This window comes from Escherichia sp. E2661 (assembly GCF_004745185.1).
Lineage (GTDB): Bacteria > Pseudomonadota > Gammaproteobacteria > Enterobacterales > Enterobacteriaceae > Escherichia.
Map to the genome: position 1 here is coordinate 1 of NZ_PDIG01000033.1, position 24467 is coordinate 24467.

Annotated in this window: 22 protein-coding genes and 2 pseudogenes; 9 read left to right on the top strand and 15 right to left on the bottom strand. The window is 47.7% G+C overall.

Annotated features, from left to right (window positions below; genetic code table 11):
- Nucleotides 1-159: 159 nt before the first annotated feature.
- Together ypeC and CRI63_RS15830 are read right to left on the bottom strand one after the other, a co-directional pair.
- Entirely contained in the window at nt 160-486 is a 327-nt protein-coding gene (gene ypeC / locus CRI63_RS15825; RefSeq protein ID WP_130216879.1) for a DUF2502 domain-containing protein YpeC, read from the bottom strand.
- Between the two features lie 114 nt (nt 487-600).
- A pseudogene (locus CRI63_RS15830) lies at nt 601-1859 on the bottom strand (ion channel protein).
- Nucleotides 1860-2063: 204 nt separating this feature from the next.
- Between CRI63_RS15830 and glk the strand changes: the two are divergent.
- The 6 genes from glk to ptsP all read left to right on the top strand — a co-directional run bounded on the left by glk (nt 2064) and on the right by ptsP (nt 9501).
- On the top strand, nt 2064-3029 hold the full coding sequence (gene glk / locus CRI63_RS15835) for a glucokinase (protein ID WP_130216883.1): 966 nt from the start codon (nt 2064-2066) through the stop codon (nt 3027-3029).
- Between the two features lie 218 nt (nt 3030-3247).
- The gene (locus tag CRI63_RS15840) at nt 3248-3574 is read left to right on the top strand and encodes a PTS fructose transporter subunit IIB (RefSeq protein ID WP_000038455.1); all 327 of its coding nucleotides are present in this window, start codon (nt 3248-3250) and stop codon (nt 3572-3574) included.
- A 21-nt stretch (nt 3575-3595) separates the two neighbouring features.
- A complete protein-coding gene (locus tag CRI63_RS15845) occupies nt 3596-4843 on the top strand; it encodes a PTS fructose transporter subunit IIC (RefSeq protein ID WP_135520061.1) in 1248 nt (415 codons plus the stop codon).
- A gap of 15 nt (nt 4844-4858) precedes the next feature.
- Nucleotides 4859-5944 (top strand): aminopeptidase, encoded by a 1086-nt coding sequence (gene ypdF, locus CRI63_RS15850; RefSeq protein WP_135520063.1) that lies wholly within the window; start codon nt 4859-4861, stop codon nt 5942-5944.
- Entirely contained in the window at nt 5944-6981 is a 1038-nt protein-coding gene (ypdE, locus tag CRI63_RS15855; protein ID WP_135520065.1) for an aminopeptidase, read from the top strand. The genes ypdF and ypdE overlap by 1 nt, the downstream gene beginning before the upstream one ends.
- Before the next feature lie 24 nt (nt 6982-7005).
- Nucleotides 7006-9501: a phosphoenolpyruvate--protein phosphotransferase gene (ptsP, locus tag CRI63_RS15860; protein WP_135520067.1), complete on the top strand. Its 2496-nt coding sequence runs from the start codon at nt 7006-7008 to the stop codon at nt 9499-9501.
- Between the two features lie 2 nt (nt 9502-9503).
- Here the strand turns inward: ptsP and CRI63_RS15865 are convergent, their stop codons facing one another.
- The 3 genes from CRI63_RS15865 to ypdA are packed head-to-tail and all read right to left on the bottom strand — an operon-like array spanning nt 9504 to nt 12820.
- Entirely contained in the window at nt 9504-10361 is an 858-nt protein-coding gene (locus CRI63_RS15865) for an AraC family transcriptional regulator (protein WP_130257442.1), read from the bottom strand.
- A 12-nt stretch (nt 10362-10373) separates the two neighbouring features.
- Nucleotides 10374-11108, bottom strand: a complete 735-nt coding sequence (gene ypdB / locus CRI63_RS15870) for a two-component system response regulator YpdB (protein WP_135404672.1) — start codon at nt 11106-11108, stop codon at nt 10374-10376.
- A gap of 14 nt (nt 11109-11122) precedes the next feature.
- On the bottom strand, nt 11123-12820 hold the full coding sequence (ypdA, locus tag CRI63_RS15875; RefSeq protein WP_130207334.1) for a two-component system sensor histidine kinase YpdA: 1698 nt from the start codon (nt 12818-12820) through the stop codon (nt 11123-11125).
- A gap of 374 nt (nt 12821-13194) precedes the next feature.
- Between ypdA and alaC the strand changes: the two genes are divergently transcribed.
- Entirely contained in the window at nt 13195-14433 is a 1239-nt protein-coding gene (gene alaC, locus CRI63_RS15880; protein ID WP_135520069.1) for an alanine transaminase, read from the top strand.
- Nucleotides 14434-14497: 64 nt separating this feature from the next.
- Here the strand turns inward: alaC and ypdK are convergent, their stop codons facing one another.
- Both ypdK and lpxP read right to left on the bottom strand, forming a co-directional pair.
- On the bottom strand, nt 14498-14569 hold the full coding sequence (ypdK, locus tag CRI63_RS15885; RefSeq protein WP_010723117.1) for a membrane protein YpdK: 72 nt from the start codon (nt 14567-14569) through the stop codon (nt 14498-14500).
- Nucleotides 14570-14891: 322 nt separating this feature from the next.
- Complete coding sequence (lpxP, locus tag CRI63_RS15890) at nt 14892-15812, bottom strand: kdo(2)-lipid IV(A) palmitoleoyltransferase (protein WP_064526419.1); 921 nt, start codon at nt 15810-15812, stop codon at nt 14892-14894.
- Nucleotides 15813-16164: 352 nt separating this feature from the next.
- Between lpxP and CRI63_RS15895 the strand changes: the two genes are divergently transcribed.
- A complete protein-coding gene (locus CRI63_RS15895; RefSeq protein ID WP_130216891.1) occupies nt 16165-16407 on the top strand; it encodes a YfdY family protein in 243 nt (80 codons plus the stop codon).
- A 1378-nt stretch (nt 16408-17785) separates the two neighbouring features.
- Here CRI63_RS15895 and CRI63_RS15900 read toward each other — a convergent pair.
- The 8 genes from CRI63_RS15900 to CRI63_RS15930 all read right to left on the bottom strand — a co-directional run bounded on the left by CRI63_RS15900 (nt 17786) and on the right by CRI63_RS15930 (nt 23572).
- A complete protein-coding gene (locus tag CRI63_RS15900) occupies nt 17786-18649 on the bottom strand; it encodes a hypothetical protein (protein ID WP_240782756.1) in 864 nt (287 codons plus the stop codon).
- Entirely contained in the window at nt 18646-18954 is a 309-nt protein-coding gene (locus CRI63_RS24425) for a hypothetical protein (RefSeq protein WP_240782757.1), read from the bottom strand. Before CRI63_RS24425 ends, CRI63_RS15900 begins: the two co-directional genes overlap by 4 nt.
- Before the next feature lie 64 nt (nt 18955-19018).
- Nucleotides 19019-19465, bottom strand: coding sequence for a glycosyltransferase (locus CRI63_RS24430; RefSeq protein ID WP_240782260.1), 447 nt, complete (start codon nt 19463-19465; stop codon nt 19019-19021).
- A gap of 5 nt (nt 19466-19470) precedes the next feature.
- On the bottom strand, nt 19471-19827 hold the full coding sequence (locus tag CRI63_RS15910) for a multidrug transporter (RefSeq protein WP_130216894.1): 357 nt from the start codon (nt 19825-19827) through the stop codon (nt 19471-19473).
- A gap of 14 nt (nt 19828-19841) precedes the next feature.
- Nucleotides 19842-20657 carry a TIM barrel protein gene (locus CRI63_RS15915; RefSeq protein WP_135520070.1) on the bottom strand — a complete coding sequence of 272 codons (816 nt, stop codon included), beginning with the start codon at nt 20655-20657 and terminating at the stop codon, nt 19842-19844.
- Between the two features lies 1 nt (nt 20658).
- Nucleotides 20659-21426 (bottom strand): NAD-dependent epimerase/dehydratase family protein, encoded by a 768-nt coding sequence (locus CRI63_RS15920; protein ID WP_131162062.1) that lies wholly within the window; start codon nt 21424-21426, stop codon nt 20659-20661.
- Complete coding sequence (locus CRI63_RS15925; RefSeq protein WP_135520072.1) at nt 21414-22451, bottom strand: glycosyl transferase family 2; 1038 nt, start codon at nt 22449-22451, stop codon at nt 21414-21416. Before CRI63_RS15925 ends, CRI63_RS15920 begins: the two co-directional genes overlap by 13 nt.
- A gap of 5 nt (nt 22452-22456) precedes the next feature.
- Complete coding sequence (locus CRI63_RS15930; protein WP_135520074.1) at nt 22457-23572, bottom strand: FAD-dependent oxidoreductase; 1116 nt, start codon at nt 23570-23572, stop codon at nt 22457-22459.
- Between the two features lie 228 nt (nt 23573-23800).
- Between CRI63_RS15930 and CRI63_RS15935 the strand changes: the two are divergent.
- Nucleotides 23801-24462, top strand: a pseudogene (locus tag CRI63_RS15935) (transposase); the annotation flags it as partial.
- Nucleotides 24463-24467 lie beyond the last annotated feature (5 nt).

A 24467-nucleotide genomic window follows, 5' to 3' on the forward strand; every position in this document is an offset into this window, starting at 1 on the left:
CGATGGTGGCTGTAGTTGAATGAAGCGTCGCATCAGGCACCACTGGCGGATGCGGCGTAAAACGCCTTATCCGCCCTACGCGTTAAATGAAGTGGGTTTGTAGGCCTGCTAAGACGCGCAAGCGTCGCATCAGGCATTGCGCTCCATTAGCGAATGTGTTTAATGACGATGCCCATGTCCACGGCCTTTTCCGCGATGATCATCACGGTCGCGCCAGCCTTCGCGATAGCCACGCTCATACGCTTTACGCTTATCCCAGCCACGGTGATAGCCATTATCATGACGCCACCAGCGGTTTTTACGCCATTCATAATTACGGTGCCAGTAGTCACGATCGCGCCAGTGGCCGCCGTCCCAGTAGTTACCATAATTATCGCGATCGCCAATTTGTAATTTAATTGATGGCAGTAAGGTAATTTCACCTGCGTTTGCTGCAAGCGGGATAAATGCCATCAGGGCGGCCGCCAGAAACAGTGACCTGAACATTGTTATTCTCCTTCACGATCGAAGCCGTCAGCGGCCTGTTAACGCAATATTACGGGGAGGTAAAGCCCCGTTTCATCGCCATAACTCTTAAATCATAAGGGAGAGCATTTTTTGCTAAAGGTTATCGTGGGGTGGCTGTTGTTTTGGACGATTCACCATCATCATCGGTTTACCTGCCAGTAATAACCATGCCGGAAGCATGACGATACACAGTAGCGGTAACAATGTGGAATCAGGTACAACGACCGCCGCCATAAACAAACTTAGCCAGCCATCGCGCGTTACCACCAGTACGAGGCCGAGAATCGCGCAGGAAACGGTAATGGCCGCTGGAACGGCGGGAACGTGCGCATGCAGCATCAAACCTAACGCTACGCCGACAAATACCGCCGGGAAGATTCGCCCGCCGCGAAACCCGCTGGCGGCGGCAATGACCAGGGCGGCAAGTTTGATTACCGCCAGCAATAAGTAATCGCTGGTGCTGAAAGCCTGATTTGTCACCATCTGCTGCATCTCGTCCAGCCCTTTAAATAGCGAAACAGGCCCACCAATAACACCCAGAATACCGAGAATAAAGCCGCCAACCCCCAGCATGAGGACCGGATTTTTAATCTGATGCATCATCGCGTGCACCCGTGGGAAACACCACACTGCAACCATACCTGCCGCAATGGCGATCGCCGTCACAATTGCACCACTGATGATGTCTGCTAACTGCATCTGTCCGTAATGAGCAATGGGCAGCGAAAAATGAGGATGGATAAACAATCCGGTGGTTAGTGCGCCAGCCGCCGCTGCCATTAACGGCGCAAAGAGACGATCCCAAAGTGGAACGTCGTGGCTGCCATTTAAGGTTTGCGAAAATATCAACGCCGCCGCAACAGGAGTGCCAAACAGTGCGCCGATGGTGCCTGCAGAGGCTAAAATAGTCCACTCCATCCGGTTCACTCGTGGTAACAGACGCGCGCCAATCGCCACCGCGAGGGCGATATTGACGGTCATAATGGGATGTTCCGGCCCAAGACTGACGCCGCCCGCAAGACCGAGAATTAATGCTACGATCAGTCCTGGTAGCGCGAGAGGGGGGGACTGGGCGCGCCAATCAGCGCTTCACAGGCAGGATCCGGCCCGGCATGACCCCGGCTGAAACGGATGACTAGCCCAACAGCAGCCCCTGTCAGCGTTAAAATTCCGATGATCCAGAGCGGTGAATCCTGGGCTATCCCCAGACTTCCCGGCAGTCGTTGCCAGAGCAGATTCTGTAATACCGAGGCGATTTTCATTACCACCATCAGAATAAGACTGGACGCAATCCCAATTGCCAGAGCGGGGAGCGATAATAACAACATGGTTCTGGCTCGCGGATGGAGCATGTTCTATTCCTTTATGCGGGTTCAGATATTTAGTTTGCCCAGCTTGCATAAAGACATCGCTGCAATTGGTGCTGAAACGATAAAGTAAATGTGTGACCTAGATCGATATTTACAGGGAGCCCGCCTCTACGGCGTTGTTGTTATGCCCCCATGAACTTACAGTGTGAGAAAGAATTATTTTGACTTTAGCGGAGCAGTTGAAGAATGACAAAGTATGCATTAGTCGGTGATGTGGGCGGTACTAACGCACGTCTTGCTCTGTGTGATATTGCCAGTGGTGAAATCTCGCAGGCTAAAACCTATTCAGGGCTTGATTATCCCAGCCTGGAAGCGGTCATTCGCGTTTATCTTGAAGAGCATAAAGTCGAGGTGAAAGATGGCTGCATCGCCATCGCTTGCCCAATTACCGGTGACTGGGTGGCAATGACCAACCACACCTGGGCGTTTTCGATTGCCGAAATGAAAAAGAATCTCGGTTTTAGCCACCTGGAGATTATTAACGATTTTACGGCGGTTTCGATGGCGATCCCGATGCTGAAAAAAGAGCATCTGATCCAGTTTGGCGGCGCAGAACCGGTTGAAGGTAAACCTGTCGCGGTGTACGGTGCCGGGACAGGGCTTGGGGTTGCACATCTGGTCCATGTCGATAAACGCTGGGTAAGCCTGCCTGGTGAAGGCGGTCACGTTGATTTTGCGCCAAACAGTGAAGAAGAAGCCATTATCCTTGAAATACTGCGCGCGGAAATTGGCCATGTCTCGGCTGAACGCGTGCTCTCTGGCCCTGGACTGGTGAATTTGTATCGCGCGATTGTGAAAGCGGACAACCGCCTGCCGGAAAATCTCAAGCCAAAAGATATTACCGAACGCGCGCTGGCCGACAGTTGCACTGATTGCCGCCGCGCGTTGTCACTGTTTTGTGTCATTATGGGGCGTTTTGGCGGCAATCTGGCGCTCAATCTCGGAACATTTGGCGGCGTCTATATTGCGGGCGGTATCGTTCCGCGTTTCCTTGAGTTCTTCAAAGCCTCCGGTTTCCGTGCCGCTTTTGAAGACAAAGGGCGCTTTAAAGATTATGTTCATGATATTCCGGTCTATTTAATTGTGCACGATAACCCTGGGCTTCTCGGTTCCGGTGCACATTTACGCCAGACCTTAGGCCACATTCTGTAAATCCTTCCTGTCATATCGGGAGGTGACTCTCCCGATAATCTTTTAAATCAAACAGTTAATTCAATTTTTCTTTGTGTCTCCTCACAAGGCCGACCTGCGTCACACTTCCGCACTACGGGATTAATTCTCCAGTAAATGCATTATTTATCTGGTAACGGCAATTTGTTTTGCACGTTCATAATTTCATTCGTCAACTATAAACGAACGAGGAAATAACGATGAGTAAGAAACTGATTGCCTTATGTGCCTGCCCAATGGGCCTGGCTCACACCTTTATGGCCGCCCAGGCGCTGGAAGAAGCGGCGGTGGAAGCCGGCTATGAAGTGAAAATTGAAACTCAGGGCGCGGATGGTATCCAGAACCGCCTGACGGCGCAGGATATCGCCGAAGCGACCATCATCATTCATTCCGTGGCAGTAACACCAGAAGATAACGAACGTTTCGAATCACGCGACGTTTATGAAATCACTTTGCAGGACGCAATTAAAAACGCTGCGGGCATCATCAAAGAAATCGAAGAGATGATTGCCGCTGAACAACAGTAATATTCGACAGGGATAATTATTATGGCCATTAAAAAACGCAGTGCAACCGTTGTGCCTGGCGCATCCGGTGCGGCAGCGGCAGTTAAGAATCCGCAGGCCTCTAAAACCAGCTTCTGTGGTGAACTCCCGCAGCATGTGATGTCAGGGATTTCACGCATGGTGCCGACCTTAATTATGGGCGGTGTGATCCTCGCTTTCAGCCAGCTGATTGCTTATAGCTGGCTTAAAATTCCCGCAGACATCGGCATTATGGATGCTCTTAATAGCGGGAAATTTTCCGGTTTCGACCTCTCCTTACTGAAATTTGCCTGGCTGTCGCAGTCCTTTGGCGGCGTGCTGTTTGGCTTTGCCATTCCGATGTTTGCCGCTTTTGTGGCGAACTCTATTGGCGGAAAACTGGCGTTCCCGGCTGGGTTTATCGGCGGGTTGATGTCTACCCAGCCCACGCAACTGCTGAACTTTGATCCCAGCACTATGCAGTGGGCGACCTCTTCACCAGTCCCGTCTACCTTCATTGGTGCGCTGATTATTTCTATCGTCGCGGGTTACCTCGTGAAATGGATGAACCAGAAAATCCAGTTACCGGATTTCCTGTTAGCGTTCAAAACCACATTTTTGCTACCGATTCTTTCCGCCATTTTTGTCATGCTGGCGATGTACTACGTCATCACCCCATTTGGTGGCTGGATCAACGGCGGTATCCGTACCGTGCTGACTGCCGCAGGTGAGAAGGGCGCGCTGATGTACGCAATGGGCATTGCTGCGGCGACCGCAATCGACTTGGGTGGTCCAATCAACAAAGCAGCTGGTTTCGTCGCCTTCAGCTTTACCACTGACCATGTATTACCAGTCACCGCGCGTTCTATCGCTATCGTTATTCCGCCGATTGGTCTGGGTCTGGCGACCATTATCGACCGTCGTTTAACCGGCAAACGCCTGTTCAACGCCCAGCTTTATCCGCAGGGTAAAACCGCGATGTTCCTGGCGTTTATGGGGATCAGTGAAGGTGCGATTCCGTTTGCGCTGGAAAGCCCCATCACCGCCATTCCGTCCTATATGGTTGGCGCGATTGTCGGTTCCACCGCTGCTGTCTGGCTGGGTGCAGTGCAATGGTTCCCGGAATCCGCTATCTGGGCGTGGCCGCTGGTCACTAATCTGGGCGTCTATATGGCGGGGATCGCGCTGGGAGCAATCATTACTGCACTGATGGTGGTGTTCCTGCGTCTGATGATGTTCCGCAAAGGCAAATTGTTAATCGATAGCCTGTAAGAAGGAAAAATCCAGATGACATTACTCGCTTCGCTGCGCGACTGGCTTAAGGCGCAACAACTGGATGCGGTGCTTCTCTCCTCACGGCAGAACAAACAGCCGCATCTGGGGATCTCCACCGGATCAGGTTATGTGGTGATTAGCCGTGAGAGTGCGCACATTCTGGTGGACTCGCGCTATTACGCGGATGTAGAAGCCCGCACGCAAGGTTACCAGCTGCATTTGCTCGACGCGATGCACACGCTTGCCACCATCGTCAGGCAAATCATTGCCGATGAGCAGTTGCAAACGCTCGGTTTTGAAGGCCAGCAGGTGAGTTGGGAAACCGCGCACCGCTGGCAGTCTGAACTCAATGCGAAGCTGGTAAGCGCCACGCCGGATGTGCTGCGGCAAATCAAAACGCCAGAAGAGGTGGAGAAAATCCGCCTCGCCTGTGGGATTGCCGATCGTGGCGCAGAGCATATTCGCCGCTTTATTCAGGCGGGGATGAGCGAATGCGAGATAGCCGCTGAACTGGAGTGGTTTATGCGCCAGCAGGGCGCAGAAAAAGCCTCTTTTGACACCATTGTCGCCAGCGGCTGGCGTGGGGCGCTGCCGCACGGTAAAGCCAGCGACAAGATTGTTGCAGCAGGCGAGTTTGTCACTCTCGATTTCGGTGCGCTGTATCAGGGTTACTGCTCTGATATGACGCGCACCTTGCTGGTGAATGGCGAAGGGGTGAGCGCCGAATCTCACCCGCTGTTTGACGTGTATCAGATTGTCCTGCAAGCACAGCTGGCGGCAATCTCCGCGATTCGCCCCGGCGTGCGCTGCCAGCAGGTTGACGATGCCGCGCGCCGGGTCATTACAGAAGCCGGTTATGGCGACTATTTCGGTCATAACACCGGTCATGCTATCGGCATTGAAGTACATGAAGATCCGCGCTTTTCACCGCGGGACACCACGACGCTACAGCCAGGCATGTTACTGACCGTGGAGCCGGGGATTTATTTGCCAGGGCAAGGGGGCGTGCGCATCGAAGATGTTGTGCTGGTCACCCCGCAAGGCGCAGAAGTGCTCTACGCCATGCCGAAAACAGTGTTGCTCACGGGAGAGGCATAATGGATTTATCGCTATTAAAAGCGTTGAGCGAGGCAGATGCGATCGCCTCCTCGGAACAGGAAGTGCGGCAGATCCTGCTGGAAGAAGCGGATCGCCTGCAAAAAGAAGTGCGATTTGACGGTCTGGGATCGGTGCTGATCCGCCTCAATGAATCGACAGGTCCGAAGGTGATGATCTGTGCGCATATGGATGAAGTGGGATTTATGGTGCGCAGCATCTCCCACGAAGGGGCGATTGATGTGCTGCCGGTTGGCAACGTGCGCATGGCTGCCCGCCAGCTGCAGTCGGTGCGGATCACTACCCGTGAAGAGTGCAAAATTCCCGGTCTGCTTGATGGCGACCGGCAGGGGAATGATGTCAGCGCCATGCGCGTGGACATTGGTGCGCGCTCGTATGACGAAGTGATGCAGGCGGGAATTCGTCCAGGCGATCGCGTCACGTTTGATACTACTTTTCAGGTTCTCCCTCACCAGCGGGTGATGGGGAAAGCCTTTGATGATCGCCTCGGTTGCTACCTGCTGGTGACTTTGCTGCGCGAGCTGCACGACGCTGAACTGCCTGCGGAAGTGTGGCTGGTGGCAAGTTCCAGCGAAGAAGTGGGCTTACGCGGCGGGCAAACTGCCACCCGTGCGGTGTCGCCGGAGGTCGCTATTGTGCTCGATACCGCCTGCTGGGCGAAAAACTTTGATTATGGCGCGGCTAACCATCGCCAGATTGGTAACGGGCCGATGCTGGTGTTAAGCGACAAGTCGCTGATTGCGCCGCCAAAACTCACCGCCTGGATCGAAACCGTGGCGGCAGAAATTGGCGTGCCGTTACAGGCGGATATGTTCAGTAACGGTGGCACGGACGGTGGGGCGGTGCACTTAACTGGCACTGGCGTACCCACAGTGGTGATGGGGCCAGCAACCCGCCATGGACATTGCGCCGCATCGATTGCCGACTGCCGCGACATTTTGCAGATGCAGCAGCTTTTATCTGCCCTTATTCAACGTCTTACCCGTGAGACGGTTGTTCAACTGACGGATTTCAGATGATCTCCTGATTAACCCGGAGCGGTTATGCTAACGATTCAATTTCTCTGTCCTTTGCCTAACGGTCTTCATGCCCGTCCGGCGTGGGAACTTAAAGAACAGTGCAGCCAGTGGCAAAGCGAAATCACCTTCATCAACCATCGCCAGAACGCGAAGGCGGATGCCAAAAGTTCGCTGGCGCTGATTGGCACCGGCACCTTATTTAATGACAGTTGCAGCCTGAACATTAGCGGCAGCGATGAAGAGCAGGCGCGGCGCGTGCTGGAAGAGTACATCCAGGTTCGCTTTATCGACAGCGACAGCGTCCAGCCGACGCAGGCAGAACTGACGGCGCATCCACTGCCGCGTTCATTAAGCCGCCTGAATCCTGATTTACTGTACGGCAATGTGCTGGCAAGCGGCGTCGGCGTGGGTACGCTGACTCTGTTACAGAGCAACAGCCTCGACAGTTATCGGGCAATCCCGGCTAGTGCGCAAGACTCCACCTGGCTGGAACACAGCCTGGCAACGCTTGCCGAGCAACTGAACCAGCAGCTGCGCGAGCGCGACGGCGAAAGCAAAACCATCCTAAGCGCCCATTTGTCGCTGATTCAGGATGATGAATTCGCGGGCAATATCCGTCGCCTGATGACAGAACAGCATCAGGGGCTGGGAGCGGCGATCATCAGCAATATGGAGCAGGTTTGCGACAAGCTTTCTGCCTCTGCCAGCGATTATCTGCGCGAGCGGGTCAGCGACATTCGTGATATTAGCGAACAGTTGCTGCATATCACCTGGCCGGAACTGAAGCCGCGTAATAATCTGGTGCTGGAAAAACCGACCATTCTGGTGGCTGAAGATTTAACCCCAAGCCAGTTTTTGAGCCTCGATTTGAAAAATCTTGCGGGCATGATTCTGGAGAAAACCGGGCGCACCTCGCATACCCTGATTCTGGCCCGCGCCTCGGCGATCCCCGTTCTTAGCGGTCTGCCGCTGGATGCGATTGCCCGTTATGCCGGACAACCGGCGGTGCTTGACGCCCAGTGCGGCGTACTGGCGGTAAATCCTGATGACGCGGTGAGTGGTTATTATCAGGTTGCGCAGACACTGGCGGATAAACGCCAGCAGCAACAGGCGCAGGCCGCCGCGCAGCTGGCCTATTCCCGTGATAACAAGCGTATTGATATTGCGGCGAATATTGGCACTGCTCTGGAAGCCCCAGGCGCGTTTGCTAACGGCGCGGAAGGCGTCGGGCTGTTCCGTACCGAAATGCTCTATATGGATCGTGACAGCGCGCCGGACGAACAGGAGCAATTTGAAGCCTACCAGCAGGTATTACTGGCGGCGGGCGACAAACCGATTATCTTCCGCACGATGGACATCGGCGGTGATAAAAGTATTCCTTACCTCAACATTCCCCAGGAAGAGAACCCGTTCCTCGGCTATCGCGCGGTACGTATTTATCCGGAATTTGCTGGCCTGTTCCGCACTCAACTGCGGGCGATTTTGCGCGCTGCCAGTTTCGGCAACGCCCAGTTGATGATCCCGATGGTCCACAGCCTTGATCAGATCTTATGGGTGAAAGGTGAGATCCAAAAAGCGATCGTTGAGCTTAAGCGCGATGGCCTGCGTCATGCAGAGACGATTACGCTGGGGATCATGGTGGAAGTGCCGTCGGTGTGCTACATCATCGATCACTTCTGCGATGAGGTCGATTTCTTCAGTATCGGCTCCAACGATATGACCCAGTATCTGTATGCGGTCGATCGTAATAACCCGCGCGTATCGCCGCTATATAATCCGATCTCGCCATCGTTTCTGCGCATGTTGCAGCAGATAGTTACCACTGCGCATCAGCGGGGCAAATGGGTAGGTATTTGCGGTGAACTGGGCGGTGAAAGCCGTTATCTGCCGCTTCTGCTTGGGCTGGACCTGGACGAGTTAAGCATGAGTAGCCCACGCATTCCGGCGGTGAAAAGCCAGCTTCGTCAACTGGATAGCGAAGCGTGTCGGGAACTGGCGCGTCAGGCATGTGAATGCCGCAGCGCGCAGGAAATTGAAGCGTTACTCACCGCGTTTACGCCGGAAGAAGACGTTCGCCCACTGCTGGCGCTGGAGAATATCTTTGTTGATCAGGACTTTAGCAATAAAGAGCAGGCGATTCAGTTTCTGTGCGGCAACCTCGGCGTTAACGGGCGTACTGAACATCCGTTCGAGCTGGAAGAAGATGTCTGGCAGCGGGAAGAGATTGTTACCACTGGCGTCGGTTTTGGCGTGGCGATCCCGCACACTAAATCTCAGTGGATCCGTCATTCTAGTATCAGCATTGCCCGGCTGGTGAAACCGGTTGACTGGCAGTCAGAAATGGGCGAAGTCGAACTGGTGATCATGCTGACGCTGGGTGCTAACGAAGGGATGAATCATGTGAAAGTCTTCTCGCAGCTGGCGCGTAAACTGATGAATAAAAACTTCCGCCAGTCGCTGTTTGCCGCGCAAGATGCACAAAGTATTCTGACGCTGCTGGAAACGGAATTAACCTTCTGAAGTTAGCCCTGAAAACGTGCGCTGTACTCTCCCGGCGTCAGACCAAACTGACGCCGGAAAACGCGACAAAAATAGTCGCTATCCGGAAACCCGCAACGCTGCGCCACTTCATGAATCGACAGATGATATTTTTGCAAAATCATCCTCGCTTTTGCCATTCGTACCCAGCGAACATACTCGATAAAACGCATCGTCCCATGCTGCGCAAACAGTTTTGACAGATGATTGGGCGTGATATTAAAAAACTGCGCCACACTCTCGCGGGTGAGTGGTTGGGCGTAGTTATCCTGAACCCAGTTACAAATGCTGTGGTAGAGAAAATCGCCGCGCGGTTGCGAATTGCCCGGTGGCATGTTGACCACGTTGCGGCAAAGATGCAGCAAACTTAACACCAACGGTTGAATGATACTCTGCTCCAGTGGCGAACGGCTGAGATGGGTGAGGGCGGTAAGCATTGCTTCACCTTCGCCGCGTTGCAGGCTGGGAAGTTGGATCTGGCGAACCGGATGCAACAACGACGTGGTGCGGCTATCGTAAAACGATAACCCCAGCCAGGTCGGCGCAAACACCAGGCTTAACAGCATTACCGGTTTGTGGTTGACCGGTAAATTAGCCGCGCGCGCCGGAATAAACAGCATTTCTCCTTCCACCATACGCTGCTGCTTTGCTTCCAGCAGATTGCCATATTCGCCGCGCAGCACAATATCCAGTCGGGGAAAATCAATACATAAACTACCCACCGGCAGCGAGGCGGGCTGGCAGGCAAACCAGACGCGCCCAAGCAGTTGCGGGTTAAGCACCAGGCCGCTGAACAGATCGGCGAAAAATTGTTGATCGGCGGGCAAGCCTGCTGCTTTCATGAAAGTTCCCGATTACAGATGCATTAACTGGCGGAATTCTTTAACTTTGCTGCGGCTGACTGGCACTTCAAAATCCAGATCTTTCAGCCGCAGAATATAGGTATTATTAAACCACGGTTCTATCTCGCGGATTTTGTTCAGGTTGACGCAAAACGAGCGATGGCAGCGGAAAAAGTGCGACGACGGCAGTTTGCTGCAAAACTCGGTGATGTTCATTGGCATCACATAAGATTCACGCCGCGTATAGACAAAGGTCATTTTCTCGTGCGCTTCGGCGTAGTAGATATCATTGACCGGCGTCACGATGAGGCGTTCATCTTTCACCAGATTGATGGTGTCATTCTCACGCGTTAACGGCACAGGGGGCGTACTGCTGGTTTGTTGTTGCTGCCAGGCGGCTTCCAGCTTTTGCAGCATCCCGGTAATCCGTGACTCCTGATACGGTTTGAGAATGTAGTCAAACGCCTCCAGTTCAAACGCTTCCACCGCATGTTCTTTCCACGCGGTGATAAACACAATAAACGGCTTATGGGCGAACTGGCTGATGTTTTGTGCCAGCAGCACGCCATCCAGCGACGGAATATTGATATCCAGAAAAATGGCGTCGACGCGGTTATGCTGCAAAAACTTCAACACGTCCAGACCGTCGTCAAAGGTGCCGACAATCTCCATCTGGCTGTGCTCTTTAATAAGCCAGCTAAGTTCCTGTTGTGCCAGGAATTCGTCTTCAACAATGATGACTTTCACAATATCACTCCGGCTCAAAGCAATAACGTAGCCTGTGAGGCGACAGGGGTGCGTTGGTTAGGAATGTAAAACGCAATTTCCGTTCCTGGTTCCAGGCGGCGGATATGCAGCCCCTCGCCATATAACAACTTCACGCGATGATGCACATTCAGCAGGCCGATTTTATTGCCCGGCATTTCATTCGCTTCGACCCGCTCAATCACCTTTGGATCGATGCCATGCCCGGTATCTCTTACCGCAATACGGACCCGATTACCGCACTCCGCAACGCTGATGGTGACAACCCCTTTTCCCTTGCAAGGCTGAATACCGTGGACAATGGCGTTCTCCACCAACGGCTGGATCAGCAGACTGGGAATACAGCAATTCACCTCTTCATCAATATCATAGATAACCGTCAGCTTGTCACCAAAGCGGGCCTGCTCAATGGCGATATAGTCTTTAATTTGGTATAGCTCTTTTTTGATATCAATTTGCTCATCGTCTTTTAATTCAATGTTATAGCGCAGATAGCGCGACAAATTAAAGATTAGCTGGCGAGCAGTGTCTGGATTCAGACGAATCGACGATGAAATAGCGTTCAGAGCGTTAAACAGAAAATGGGGATTAATTTTGCTTTGCAGGGCGCGAAGCTCTGCCTTATTTGCCATTTCCCGTAGCTGCTCGGCGCGAGAAACCTCCAGTTGGGTAGAGATGATTTGCGACAAACCGACCGCCATTTCCTGTAATGATGACGTAATCTGGTGCGCGTGGCAGTAGTAAATTTTCAGTGTTCCGGTCACCACGCCTTTCTCCCACAATGGGATCACCAGCATGGAATGAATCTCTGGTGTGCGGTGGGCTTCATCATTGTTTTTAATAATGATTTTCCCGTAATTCATCGCCTGGCGGGTAGTCGGGCTAATGAAGTCATCGCCATTCTGATAGTTGTGTTCGCCCACGCCGACATACGCCAGCACATGATCGGTATTGGTGATTGCCACCGCGTCAGCGTGAATGTCATCGCGGATAATTTCGCAGACCTTGCGTAATGACTCGCTATTGACATGGCGAAACAGAGGCAGCGTTTTGTTGGCGATATCCAGCGCCAGCTTGGCCTGCCGCGCGGCGCTGGCCTCTTTTTCGCCCTCAACACTTTGTACCAGCAACACAATAAAGCCGATACAGACACTGCCGAGGATCATCGGGATACCGATTTTGGAGACGATATCCAGCCCCAGCTCAGTGGTCGGCGCCCAGACAATCACCAGAATCATGGTCAACGTTTCACAGAGCATGCCGCCGAGAATACCGACGCGCCAACGCTGTGCTTTAGGGATTTTCAGGTTGATCCAACCAGAGATGCATCCCGCCAGAATACTGGTGATAAAGCAGGGGATAGCCGTCACGCCGCCGATATCAATTAAATAACGATGAATACCCGCAATTACCCCGGTAATAATGCCTACCCACGGGCCAAACAGAATCCCGCCCGACATCACCGCAATAATACGCACGTTAACCAGCGAACCTTCCACCGGTACGCCGGACCAGGTGCTGAACAAGGCGAACATCGAGAAAATGGCGGTAACAGCGAGCAGCTCTTTCGCTGAGTGCGCCGACTTGTGCAACAGCTCGCGAAACAGGCGGATACGAATGAGGAAAAACAGGCAGATAAGCATTAGCGCTGCCCGATCGAAGACCGCCAGCAGCATGTTGAATATTTCGTGCACGGGTGACTCTGAATAAGGTTTAAACCTCTATGATAGGTAACCTGAAGGCTGATGACCAGTGCGCTACTTTTGAGGAAAAACCACAAATTTAAAAGGGGATTGAAAGATAAATGGTGTACTGGCAATACATCTCTTGTCAGCATCAAGCTAATAGGTAAATTTATTGAAATTATATTGTTAATACAATGGGTGATAATTTCTTGTTGGCGAATCTGACTTTCCTGTTTTTAAGGTTTTGTTCCTCTTTTTTCGCATTGATAAAAATTTTCCAAAACGCTGGACAGACAGAAATTAATCAGGCTATTTTCAAAACAGCCACCATCGTGGCAGCGTCGCTCGGACGGTCCGGGCGCTAACGTTAATCTGAGGAAATTATGGCTGACACTCGCCCTGAACGTCGCTTTACGCGCATTGATCGTCTCCCGCCCTACGTTTTTAACATTACCGCTGAACTGAAAATGGCTGCGCGTCGGCGCGGTGAAGATATTATCGATTTCAGCATGGGTAACCCAGACGGTGCGACTCCGCCGCATATCGTCGAAAAATTATGTACTGTGGCGCAGCGACCGGACACACACGGTTACTCCACCTCACGCGGTATTCCTCGGTTACGTCGCGCGATTTCCCGCTGGTATCAGGAACGTTACGACGTTGAAATCGACCCGGAATCAGAAGCCATCGTCACCATCGGTTCGAAAGAGGGGCTGGCGCACCTGATGCTGGCGACGCTGGATCACGGTGACACCGTGCTGGTGCCGAATCCAAGCTACCCCATTCATATTTATGGCGCGGTGATTGCCGGGGCGCAGGTACGCTCAGTGCCGCTGGTGGAAGGTGTCGATTTCTTCAACGAACTGGAACGCGCTATTCGTGAAAGTTATCCGAAACCAAAGATGATGATCCTTGGCTTCCCGTCAAACCCAACCGCGCAATGCGTGGAACTGGAGTTTTTCGAAAAAGTAGTGGCGCTGGCGAAACGCTACGATGTACTGGTGGTCCATGACCTGGCCTATGCGGATATCGTCTACGATGGCTGGAAAGCGCCGTCAATCATGCAGGTGCCGGGCGCACGTGACGTAGCGGTCGAGTTCTTTACGCTGTCGAAAAGCTACAATATGGCGGGCTGGCGTATCGGCTTTATGGTCGGCAATAAAACACTGGTCAGCGCGTTGGCGCGCATCAAAAGCTATCACGATTACGGCACCTTTACGCCATTACAGGTTGCCGCCATCGCGGCGCTGGAAGGCGATCAGCAGTGTGTGCGTGATATTGCTGAACAGTATAAGCGTCGTCGCGATGTGCTGGTAAAAGGGCTGCATGAAGCGGGCTGGATGGTTGAAATGCCGAAAGCCTCGATGTATGTCTGGGCGAAAATCCCGGAACCGTATGCGGCAATGGGCTCGCTGGAATTTGCCAAGAAGCTGCTTAACGAAGCGAAGGTTTGTGTCTCACCCGGCATCGGCTTTGGTGACTACGGCGACACGCATGTACGCTTTGCGCTGATTGAAAACTGCGACCGTATTCGTCAGGCGATTCGTGGAATTAAAGCGATGTTCCGCGCTGACGGCTTACTGCCCGCCAGCAGCAAACATATTCACGAAAACGCGGAATAAACACCATCGCCAGAAATGCAAACAGGAGCCTGATGGCTCCTGTTTTTCGTTTCGCAGTTTACTTTTAGATCATCAGGGCAAAAGTACCGGCCCAAACGATGACCATAAAAGAAATGCCCATAAAGAAATATTTCACTTTACATCTCTCCGCGTAATTACTGTTACGCCTGAATGACTTCATTACACCTGTTACAGTGAGCTGACACCCGCGGGCATCACCTCAGAATTCTGAGCATATTGGCTCGAGACGGCGCTAATGTACGCCTAAAACTAAATCGAAACAAGTGGCATTTTCTTATTTACTTTTAGTAACTTACGAGTGTCGCATATCGGCGACAGATTGATTTCTGGAAGTAATAATTCACGATTCAGCGAAGGGAAAAATCTTAAGAAAAAAGCCATAAAAACCATGATGTTATTATGGCTTATCTGAGGAGGGAAAAAGCCTGGGTTATTTGTTAAACGTATAACGAGGCTTCACCCACCGGACGCGTTTTGAAGCGGCGATGGATCCAGAGATACTGCTCTGGTGCGCGCATAATCTCTTTCTCAATAATTTTGTTCATATAGGCGGCGGCCTGAATTTCATCAGCCGGATAGCCTTCCATTTCTGGCGTAATAAACAGACGGTAACCGCTATAATCGGTTTTTCGTACCATCGTCACAGTTAGCATAGCTGCGCCAGAGAGGCGAGAGAGAACGTAGGTGCCATTGGTTGTAGCAACATTTTCTACCGCAAAGAACGGCGCGAAGGAGCTACCTTTACGACCATAATCCTGGTCAGGTGCAAACCATACGGCTTCACCTTTTTTCAGTGCACTGACAATGCCGCGCAGATTATTTCTACCGATCATCGCTTTATTGGAACGCATGCGACCACGGGTTTGTACCCATTCCATCAGTTGATTATTATGCGGACGGTAAGTTGCCATCATCGGTTGGCAAAGCCCCATTACGCGGCCACCCAACTCCAGCGACATAAAGTGCACACCGACAACCATCACGCCACGATTTTGCATTTGCGCGCGTTGCAGGTTATCCAGCCCTTCGACATCAAACCATTTACGCACGCGACGATCTGGCCAGAACCACGCCATTCCGGTTTCTACCAACGCCATTCCGAGCGAGCGAAAGTTGTCGGTAATCATCTTCTCGCGCTCTTCGGAGGAAAGCTGCGGGAAACAAAGCTCAAGGTTTTTGCGGGCAATGGATTCGCGACGTTTCAAGAACGGTCTGGCCATTGTGCCGATACGCGTGCCAAGGAAGCACAGAACAGGGTAAGGAAGTTGTACCCAAAGCCAGAGTACGCCAAGACCAAACCACGTCAGCCAGTAGCGAGGATGCAGGAACTCGCGGGAAAATTTGCATTGTGGAAACATAGTTACCTTCTGTAGATACGAATTGTTGTATCGCAGAAGATTCCATGTCTACAGCGGTACACTCAATTGATTGGGCCATCATGTACGACAATGGTTCCTGTAAAGAGTGTAAAGACTAGTCAGGACATAACCACGAGGAGCATGAATGCGGTATTTCTATTTTATCACTAGCTGATTATTTTCAGCTAGTGATTATTTATTGCTCAAGTGAATATTTTTCAGTGATTTATAGTCATATCGATAATGTATTGTTTTTATTAATATTTTGCTGAAATTGCCAGTGGTTAAGAATTGTCTTACTATTGGAGTAATTGAAGTAACACGTTTTTTTAGCACGGCAGGAGGTTGAGCTATGATTTATTTATGGATGTTTCTCGCCCTGTGTATCGTCTGCGTTAGCGGATATATCGGTCAGGTATTAAATGTAGTTTCTGCTGTCTCTTCATTCTTCGGCATGGTCATCCTTGCCGCACTCATTTATTACTCCACGATGTGGTTAACCAGTGGCAATGAGTTGGTCACGGGAATATTTATGTTTCTTGCACCAGCCTGCGGATTGATGATTCGCTTTATGGTGGGGTATGGAAGGCGGTAGTGGAGCGAAAATTTTAATGGCAGGTGTTCAGAGCACCAACTGAAGAGATTGTTCACCTGTGACCATCCATTTCGTGAACATATAATGCCACTTTAGAGCAATCGGCTGGACATGATCGTTATTGTTGAGTTAGTGGCCGTTTTTACGTCATTTCCGATAAAAGGTCTTTGCATAGAATTGTGTACAAACACGAAAAAAGAGAGTGTTAGAAATTCTATGGCATTTCAGTAAATTGCATTCAGAAAGGAATGACGTATGTACCGGCCCTTCGATTTTGATAAAACCCTTAGGTGCTTCAGTCCGGAGCTAACGGATGAAGACGGCATTTTAGACCATTTAATCGAACAGTTAACCTCAGCTGCATTGACTGCGGAATTTGGCTCTCGTCTGGTTCAGTAGTTGGAAGCCAGATCTAAAAACGGTTCCAGTAAAAGATTATTAAAGCCACAACGGGCAGTTTCGAATGGACTACGTCACGCGACTCTAATCACTCGGTTGACTCCCAATTAGTGAAAAGGCGCCAGATAACGTTCCCCGATAAGCTCGAACGGATTATCATTCTCTTGTTGTGCTTGGGGGACGCTGCAGGGTCTCTGCAGTGAGATTGAAGATTTATATGCTTTAAGCGTGCCCGCTATGACCATCATCGCCATGACAAATAAGGCCATTTCTGAGTTAAACCAGTGGCAACAACGTCCACTGGAAAAGTTCTATCGTCTGTCTGGATGCCATTCAATATAAAATACAGGAAGATGACCGTTATCAGGACAAAGCAGTTAAGACGATACAAGAGCTGAATCTGGAAAGTAAAAAGAAGTTCTGAGTCTGTATCGGCTAAAAAAAGAATCGCTAAGTTTCTGGTCATTTGTATTAAGTGACCAGTAAAATTAAAGCCCCTGCTTCGGGGCATAAATCATGCAATACTTTAGTGGCAGTGAATTTCGCTAATTAATTTTGTTGGAACAATCATAACCCAGTTTGCTGGTTTGATTTGTATGGCTGAATTTGCGTTATCAATTTTTTTCAGCGTGACATATTGAATAATAAAAATGATCATTTAAAAAAAAAATGTTTTTCTTCGCCATTTCACTTTCTGATATTATGTCTGCATTCACAATATAAATACACAATAACACTCCGGAAATAAAATAAGATAAATAACTGATTGGCTTTGAGAAATTACATTGAGATAAACATGCTATGAACAATAAGATAGAGAGAAAGTTTGTTCCTACAAAATATCTATCTGGAAATGTAGTTTGATAGTTATTCAGGAGATCGCTAAGACCGATTCTACCAAAAACAGTCGAAACAAGACAGATAAAAAAGTGCGATCGCTAAAGTAAGTAAATGTCTTTTTATTGTTATATCTTTAGTTTTAAAAATAATTGTTGTACAAAAAATAAATATATACAAATGATAGGGTTATCGATATTGAATCATTTAATTTTTCGTACCACGGAAATACAAATGGATAAAGTAGCAGTCGAGCCGTTACCATTTCAATAATGTTATTAGGGTTGTAGCCAGCGTCACCAAGTCCACCAGAACCGTTGATTCGAGGAAGTATAAATAAAGCTAATATGACCATGGATATTGCTAAAGGTAGCATATCCTTAATTAAAATATATTTATTTTTAACATTCAATAACTTGAAGGAATAATAAACCCCTACAATTATAAATACGACTGGGTTTGTTGCGGCAGTTAACCAGATCATTATGTCAATAATAATTTTGGCAATTTTTTTATTGACGTACTCTCTCTGTATAATAAGAGCACTCGCTATAGCTGGCATATAAAAACCAATTTGTAGCAAATGACCGATATTTTCAGATTGAGAATGACCTAAAGGCAATAAGAGAGCTATGAAGTATGCTAAAATAGAAAATAATGGATTGGATATTTTAATGATTAAATGAAAAGCCATAACGGCCATTAGACTATAGAAAAAATACGATACTATAGCCAGGGATTGCGGAAGAAGTAATAATGGGCTCCCGCTTATAATACTGCTGATTGATGTTGATACAAACAAAAAGAAAATATTAAAGAATACAAAATAATCTTCTCTGGCATTAATGAAGGTTTCTAGCCAACCATGATTCAATGCATTAGCAACCCAGACGCCATCTTCCGCATAAAGCCAAGGGTTGATGATTGGAGTCGTATAACGCATAGCCAAAATTAGCATGCCAAATATTATTAAAATAATATAACTGCTGATGTTTATATTTTTCATTTTTCTTTTCTCTGATTATAAAATCCAAAACACGCTTTAAATAAGACAATCAATACGGAAAAATTTCCTTTGATTCCATTTATTTTTGTAGGTATTTCACCTTTAGGATAACGACGAATGGTCGGAATTTCTAAGCAACGATAACCAAGTTGTGGGACTCGGTATGAAAGATATGCCAGTAGTTCATAAGATGAGAAAATATCTCGGAACGGTGCAACACGCTCGTCAAGCAACATTTTACTACTATAACCCCTAAATCCTTGAGTGGTATCTGTCCATTTAAATCCTGAAAAGAAACTAAGCATAGGCGCATGGATAAAACGTATTGCAATATCTCGGGTGAGAGGAGTATTTTCTGCTAAACCACCATTAAGGAAACGAGACGCTTGGACGAAATGTACACCATTTTTTTAGAGCTGTGATAAATTGTGGAATAGCTACAGGATCATCCTTGTCATTTCCATCAATAGTCACAATGCCTTCATAACCTCGCTCAAGAGCAAAAGCATAGGCACATCTTAGCTGTGCGCTTAGCTTACCCGGTGCTGTTTTCAGTATTAGACCACGAACGCCTTTTTCCTGTAGGATATTGGGATTCAGAGAACCATCGGTGCTACCACCATCAACAATAATTATATCCGCATAAGTTGATACATTTATGGCAGCCATTCTTGCTAATAGGTTATGTATACGATTGCCTTCGTTAATTACGGGGATAACGACGCAATAATTGTGTTTTTTACCAAGCCACATTTGGTTTTCGTAGGCAGGGACTTGCCATTTGGCGCGAAGTGTTTGAGATATGAATTCAGTCATAATGTTTACTTAACTTTAAGGGTAATAAGGGCGACACCACTCATCACCAACAGAATTCCAGTAATGGTAGACCAGTAAACTGGTTCGCGGAAAATAATGACAGAGAATAATGCGACACAGGCAATTGCACCAGAGGTCAGTATTGGGTGTGCTACATTCAAAGGTAAAAATGCCAGTGTAACAGCATATAACAAAAAGGCAATTCCATATAGAAATATCCCTAACCATAATGGCCAATTTGCAAGCGCGGCAAGAGGTTCAGCCAGACTTGGGAGCCTTCTGGGAGGGGTTATTGCTAATTTTATAAGAACACTGGCCGAGGCATTAGAAAATATGCCAAGAATTAAAATGAGCCACTTCATGCTATTCCCCCTTTCTACTGGCGATAATGAGAAATTGCGAAATCAAGAGCATCCTCAATAGAGGAAAGCGAATGCTTATTTTGTGGATCGAGCATTTCGATTGTTGCAATAGAGTTCGGTAATGCGTGATAGAGAGCATTAGCAATATGTGTATGGTTCGCACCACTACAGCCTAAAGGAGCCAGATCTGGTTCACTGAGATGAATATGACCTATAATGTCAGCGTCTTGCTGAAGGATATCATTAATATTTTCTTTGTTAATTATGATGGCACCAGTATCCAGCTGCATTTTAATTGCTGGGTGATTTACTTGCCGAACAACAAAAGCAGTTTCAGCACTGTCAATCATAAAGTTTGCCCCGTAACAGACTGGGTTAGGTTCAAGGCAAAAATAAACGCCTTCTTGCCGTGCAATATCACCAAGATGATTAAAGAAATTTATTGCAGTTTCAAGAGTGATACTATCTGATAATCCCTGTCGGTCGCGGTTTTTAGGTGATCCAAACACTAATGCTGGAATTCCTAAACCAGCAGCAATACGACTGATAGCCTGTAAGTGAACCAACATTTTTTTTTGTACTTCGTTGGTTGAAAAAAGATTTAACCCTTGGGTTCCAAATAATAATGATTGCATACCAACTAATGAAATTCCATTGTCATGCCAGTAATTACGAACGGCAAATATTTCGCGTTCACTAGCATCTAACGGATTGGGGAAGTATTTCCCAGGGACAATATCTATTGCATCAATCTGTCTGGAATGTAGTAGGTGACAGATAGAATCATCATTGGTTATATTCCAGGCCAAACCTGAGATTGAAAGTCTCATTTTAATTACTGCCTATTTCAGATTGTGCATAAGCGCGTATTGCCATCAATGATTCACGACGGTTATACTGATAGTCATGATCGTTAGTAAATAGGTGGCTATGGCAACTTTTCATATCGTAATATCCAGGTTTATCCTGAATGTGATTGCAAAACTCGAAGCCAAAACTATGTTGTGCTATATCAGCGACGCTTATTGGTGCCGCAGTCAAATGTACAAGTGATAATTTATGTTGTAGCGCAATGTTAATGTCATACCACAAGTTGATCATCGGGTAAAATTGAAAAACACTACGACTTTCGATTTGTAAAATATTATTTTTATGCAAAAAATCATAGATAATGTTTTTTTTGAGACCTGGCCCAACAAGGCCTGGTAATCGTATAATTAGATTGTCAGGGAATTGTTTGCTAACAAATTGTTCTAAATAATATCTGTGTGCACCATAAGCATGTAATCCTTCTGTTTCGATTGATGTAGTCTCATCAACATTAACTGGATCTTTAAATACATCCACAGTACTAATCAAAATAAATTTTTGACAAGATATGGTTTTTAATTTTTCAATTAGGTTATTGATTTTTTTTATGTCGTCGGCAGGGTCTTTATTTGCAAGCCATTTTTGTGCAGGGGCACCGGCACAAACTACAGTATCAAATGTTTTTCCAACAATTTCGTCGATGTTGGTTGAGCGATATAGTGCATCGAAACGACGTTGTCTTAATAAAGTTGTACCGACAAAACCGGTATATCCAATCAATGCGTCCATTCTTCCCCCATAGCCTGTGGTGTTAAACCATCACGACCAGTTTGTACATAATTAGACTCTAATGGCAGAGAAGTGTGCATAACATTAAACCTATCGGTATTAACCATGACGTCACTTGTTCGTTCATAAACCACTGCATACTCTGCCTGTGAGTTGCTTTCATCCAGCAGGCGTCCCAAATACTCGCCAAAAAAAGCCATCATGACGAACTGAATTATAAATAATGAAGTTACAACTAATATAGACGTTGTCCAGCCTTCAACAACAAGCCCACTGAACAGATGGATTAACACGCTATAACAAGCAAATAGAAAACCTGCAAGACTTCCGCCGAAACCGAGAATAGACATCCAACGTAGCGGCTTCGTGGAGTTAAATATTACCAAGTGCATCAATCGATGCAATGATTTTACTACCCCGGCGCCCTCTGATTGTTTCAGAGGTTTGTAGATGAGGGCTTCGGCTGGATAGCCGGTTTTGTGAATACGAAGATAGAATTGGTGGTGAAATCGACCGATTCGAGTAACGGCATTTACAGCGCGACGGCTTAAACAACGTAACCCCGTTGAGTTAGAAGGAATCTCATAATCTATGGTGCGCAATGCAACATTCATGAGTCGACGAAGTATCCGATAACGTAGTGAACGAACGCTATTCGAGACACCAATTACGACATCGGCACCTTCACGACATTTGTTAACACTTTGAGGTACGACTTCTACCGGATCGGCCAGTGGATTCCATAAAACAACAAAATCACCAATAGCACTTTCTAATCCAGCCGCTAACGCAACATCATGAAATACGGGAGTGGATAGCTGGATTATTCGTACACAAGGAATATCCTTCAACACACGATCTTCTACCTGTGCACTAGTACTGTCTAACCCCGGTGCTATAACGACTAATTCGTAATCACTGTATAGCGTATCCAGAAGTGAGGCAAGTTTAGATAAAGGAGTATAGATATCATTCAAGTGGTCTGGAATGACAATAACGACTGATACAAAAGATTCACTTTTCATTTTTATCAACTCAACTCGATCACGCGTTCTATTTCATGTAGAGCATCATAAATATTGTCAATTTTCCCACCCATCACGCAGTGAAGCCCCTTCAATATATAATTCGGGCGAAATAAAATTGGGCGAGAATCATCGCTATCACTTCGTGGAAGGATTGTTTTTACTTCCCAGATAGAGCTTTGATATTGGCATTCACTCAAACAAGGGATATAACGCGTGGCATCTCTTATCATATGCCCCCAGGCTGAATGCTGTTCATTCAGTTCATACTTTCTATATGCATCCTCGTAAGGTTCATTTGGTCTGTCATTCCATTGGTAATGGGGTGTGTATCGAACATGGCTGAAGGAATGTAGTTGAGCTGGTGGGAATGGCATAACAGAAAAAAATGGACCACACATTAGTGTTAACCCCATTTTTTTTAGCTCATCTGGAACAGTTACAAGGCACATTTCCGTCATTTCATGACGAAGGGGAATTAATGTAAGCTCAGAACCATTCAAGAGATAATTAATTCTTGAATAAGTACAATTGAAAAGATGATCAACATAGCTAATATCTGGTTGTCCAGATATTGTTGTGATTACCTCTAACCCCTCACCAGATTTGCTAACTTTTTCAACAACCGCGTCCGTTACAATAGTAACTTTTGCCGCTGAAAGCCGTTGTAGCATTGTATTACGCAGTTTATGGGAATCAAATGCATACTCACGGGTGGTAAACACCGCATCGATAAGTACAGGATTAATCAAACGTTTCACTGACGGAGGAGCATCTTCACATTCAGCACCTATACGTTGACAAAATCGGCTAAATTGTGCACCTGTTATTTTACTTAACGCACCTGCAACAAGGTAATATTTGGCAAAATCATCTTCAATGCAGTCGCGAAATTCAGTAACAAAACGGGGGAAAGAGATACGAGAGCGTAACGCTGTCAAGATGCTGCGTGGATAATGATAGCCATTGTGCACTCGAGCCTGATTAACATAGGATGCACGGGACATGAGTTCTTGACTTTTCTCATAAACTGTAACTTTACAACCCTTCAATGCAAGTTGTTCTGCCAGATACAAACCAAAAAAACCGCCTCCTGCGATTGCAATATTTTTACCCCCCATAATCGTAATCTCCGAAAAATACGTTAAAACTAGAAGTATTAACATTGGTAAGTTTGGGCTTAAAAAATTTAACCGCAGCGCAGTTATGTTTTTAGATTATCCTTAAAATTAAGATAATACTTAATTCATGGGATGAATGAAAGTCTATTGTGAATTTTTAGTGGTTTATTGAATTTGTTCAGCTGAACAGCGGTGATATGCGCACCTCAGAACAATACAGGTGCACAAATGAAAAGAAGAAATTTTAGTCCTAAATTCAAACATGAACTCGCTCAACTGGTTGTTGACCAGAACTACACAGTGGCAGATGCCGCCAAACTATGGATGTTGGCCTTTCCACGATGACAAGATGGGGCAAACAACTGCGTGATGAGCGTCAGGGAAAAACACAAACAGACTTCCTGATAACTCCGGAACAAATCGAAATACGTGAGCTAAAGAAAAAGCTACAACGAATTGAAATGGAAAAAGAAATATTAAAAAAGGCTACCGCGCATTTAATGCCGGACTCCCTGAGCAGTTCTCGATAATCAGGAAACTCAGGGGGGCGTTATCCTGTGGTCACTCTCTGCCACGTGTTCGGGGTTCATCGCTGTAGCTATAAATACTGGAAAAACCGTCCTGAAAAACCAGACGGCAGACGGGCTGTATTACGCAGTCAGGTACTTGAGCTACATAGCATCAGCCACTGTTCGGCAGGAGCAAGAAGCATTGCCACAATGGCAACCCAAAGAGGCTATCAGATGGGGCGCTGGCTTGCTGACAGACTTATGAAAGAGTTGGGACTGGTCAGTTGCCAGCAGCCGACTCACCGGTACAGGCATGGCGGTCATGAACATGTTGCTATCCCTAACTATCTTGAACGGCAGTTCGCCGTGACAGAGCCAAATTAAGT

Coding starts and splice junctions, on each gene's coding strand:
- ypdF (WP_135520063.1), top strand. CDS start 4,859: ATGACATTACTCGCTTCGCTGCGCGACTGGCTTAAGGCGCAACAACTG.
- ypdE (WP_135520065.1), top strand. CDS start 5,944: ATGGATTTATCGCTATTAAAAGCGTTGAGCGAGGCAGATGCGATCGCC.
- alaC (WP_135520069.1), top strand. CDS start 13,195: ATGGCTGACACTCGCCCTGAACGTCGCTTTACGCGCATTGATCGTCTC.
- CRI63_RS15865 (WP_130257442.1), bottom strand. CDS start 10,361: ATGAAAGCAGCAGGCTTGCCCGCCGATCAACAATTTTTCGCCGATCTG.
- CRI63_RS15895 (WP_130216891.1), top strand. CDS start 16,165: ATGATTTATTTATGGATGTTTCTCGCCCTGTGTATCGTCTGCGTTAGC.
- CRI63_RS15920 (WP_131162062.1), bottom strand. CDS start 21,426: ATGGACGCATTGATTGGATATACCGGTTTTGTCGGTACAACTTTATTA.
- CRI63_RS15900 (WP_240782756.1), bottom strand. CDS start 18,649: ATGAAAAATATAAACATCAGCAGTTATATTATTTTAATAATATTTGGC.
- CRI63_RS15910 (WP_130216894.1), bottom strand. CDS start 19,827: ATGAAGTGGCTCATTTTAATTCTTGGCATATTTTCTAATGCCTCGGCC.
- glk (WP_130216883.1), top strand. CDS start 2,064: ATGACAAAGTATGCATTAGTCGGTGATGTGGGCGGTACTAACGCACGT.
- CRI63_RS15845 (WP_135520061.1), top strand. CDS start 3,596: ATGGCCATTAAAAAACGCAGTGCAACCGTTGTGCCTGGCGCATCCGGT.
- lpxP (WP_064526419.1), bottom strand. CDS start 15,812: ATGTTTCCACAATGCAAATTTTCCCGCGAGTTCCTGCATCCTCGCTAC.
- CRI63_RS24430 (WP_240782260.1), bottom strand. CDS start 19,465: ATGACTGAATTCATATCTCAAACACTTCGCGCCAAATGGCAAGTCCCT.
- ypeC (WP_130216879.1), bottom strand. CDS start 486: ATGTTCAGGTCACTGTTTCTGGCGGCCGCCCTGATGGCATTTATCCCG.
- CRI63_RS24425 (WP_240782757.1), bottom strand. CDS start 18,954: ATGCTTAGTTTCTTTTCAGGATTTAAATGGACAGATACCACTCAAGGA.
- CRI63_RS15925 (WP_135520072.1), bottom strand. CDS start 22,451: ATGAAAAGTGAATCTTTTGTATCAGTCGTTATTGTCATTCCAGACCAC.
- CRI63_RS15930 (WP_135520074.1), bottom strand. CDS start 23,572: ATGGGGGGTAAAAATATTGCAATCGCAGGAGGCGGTTTTTTTGGTTTG.
- ptsP (WP_135520067.1), top strand. CDS start 7,006: ATGCTAACGATTCAATTTCTCTGTCCTTTGCCTAACGGTCTTCATGCC.
- CRI63_RS15915 (WP_135520070.1), bottom strand. CDS start 20,657: ATGAGACTTTCAATCTCAGGTTTGGCCTGGAATATAACCAATGATGAT.
- CRI63_RS15840 (WP_000038455.1), top strand. CDS start 3,248: ATGAGTAAGAAACTGATTGCCTTATGTGCCTGCCCAATGGGCCTGGCT.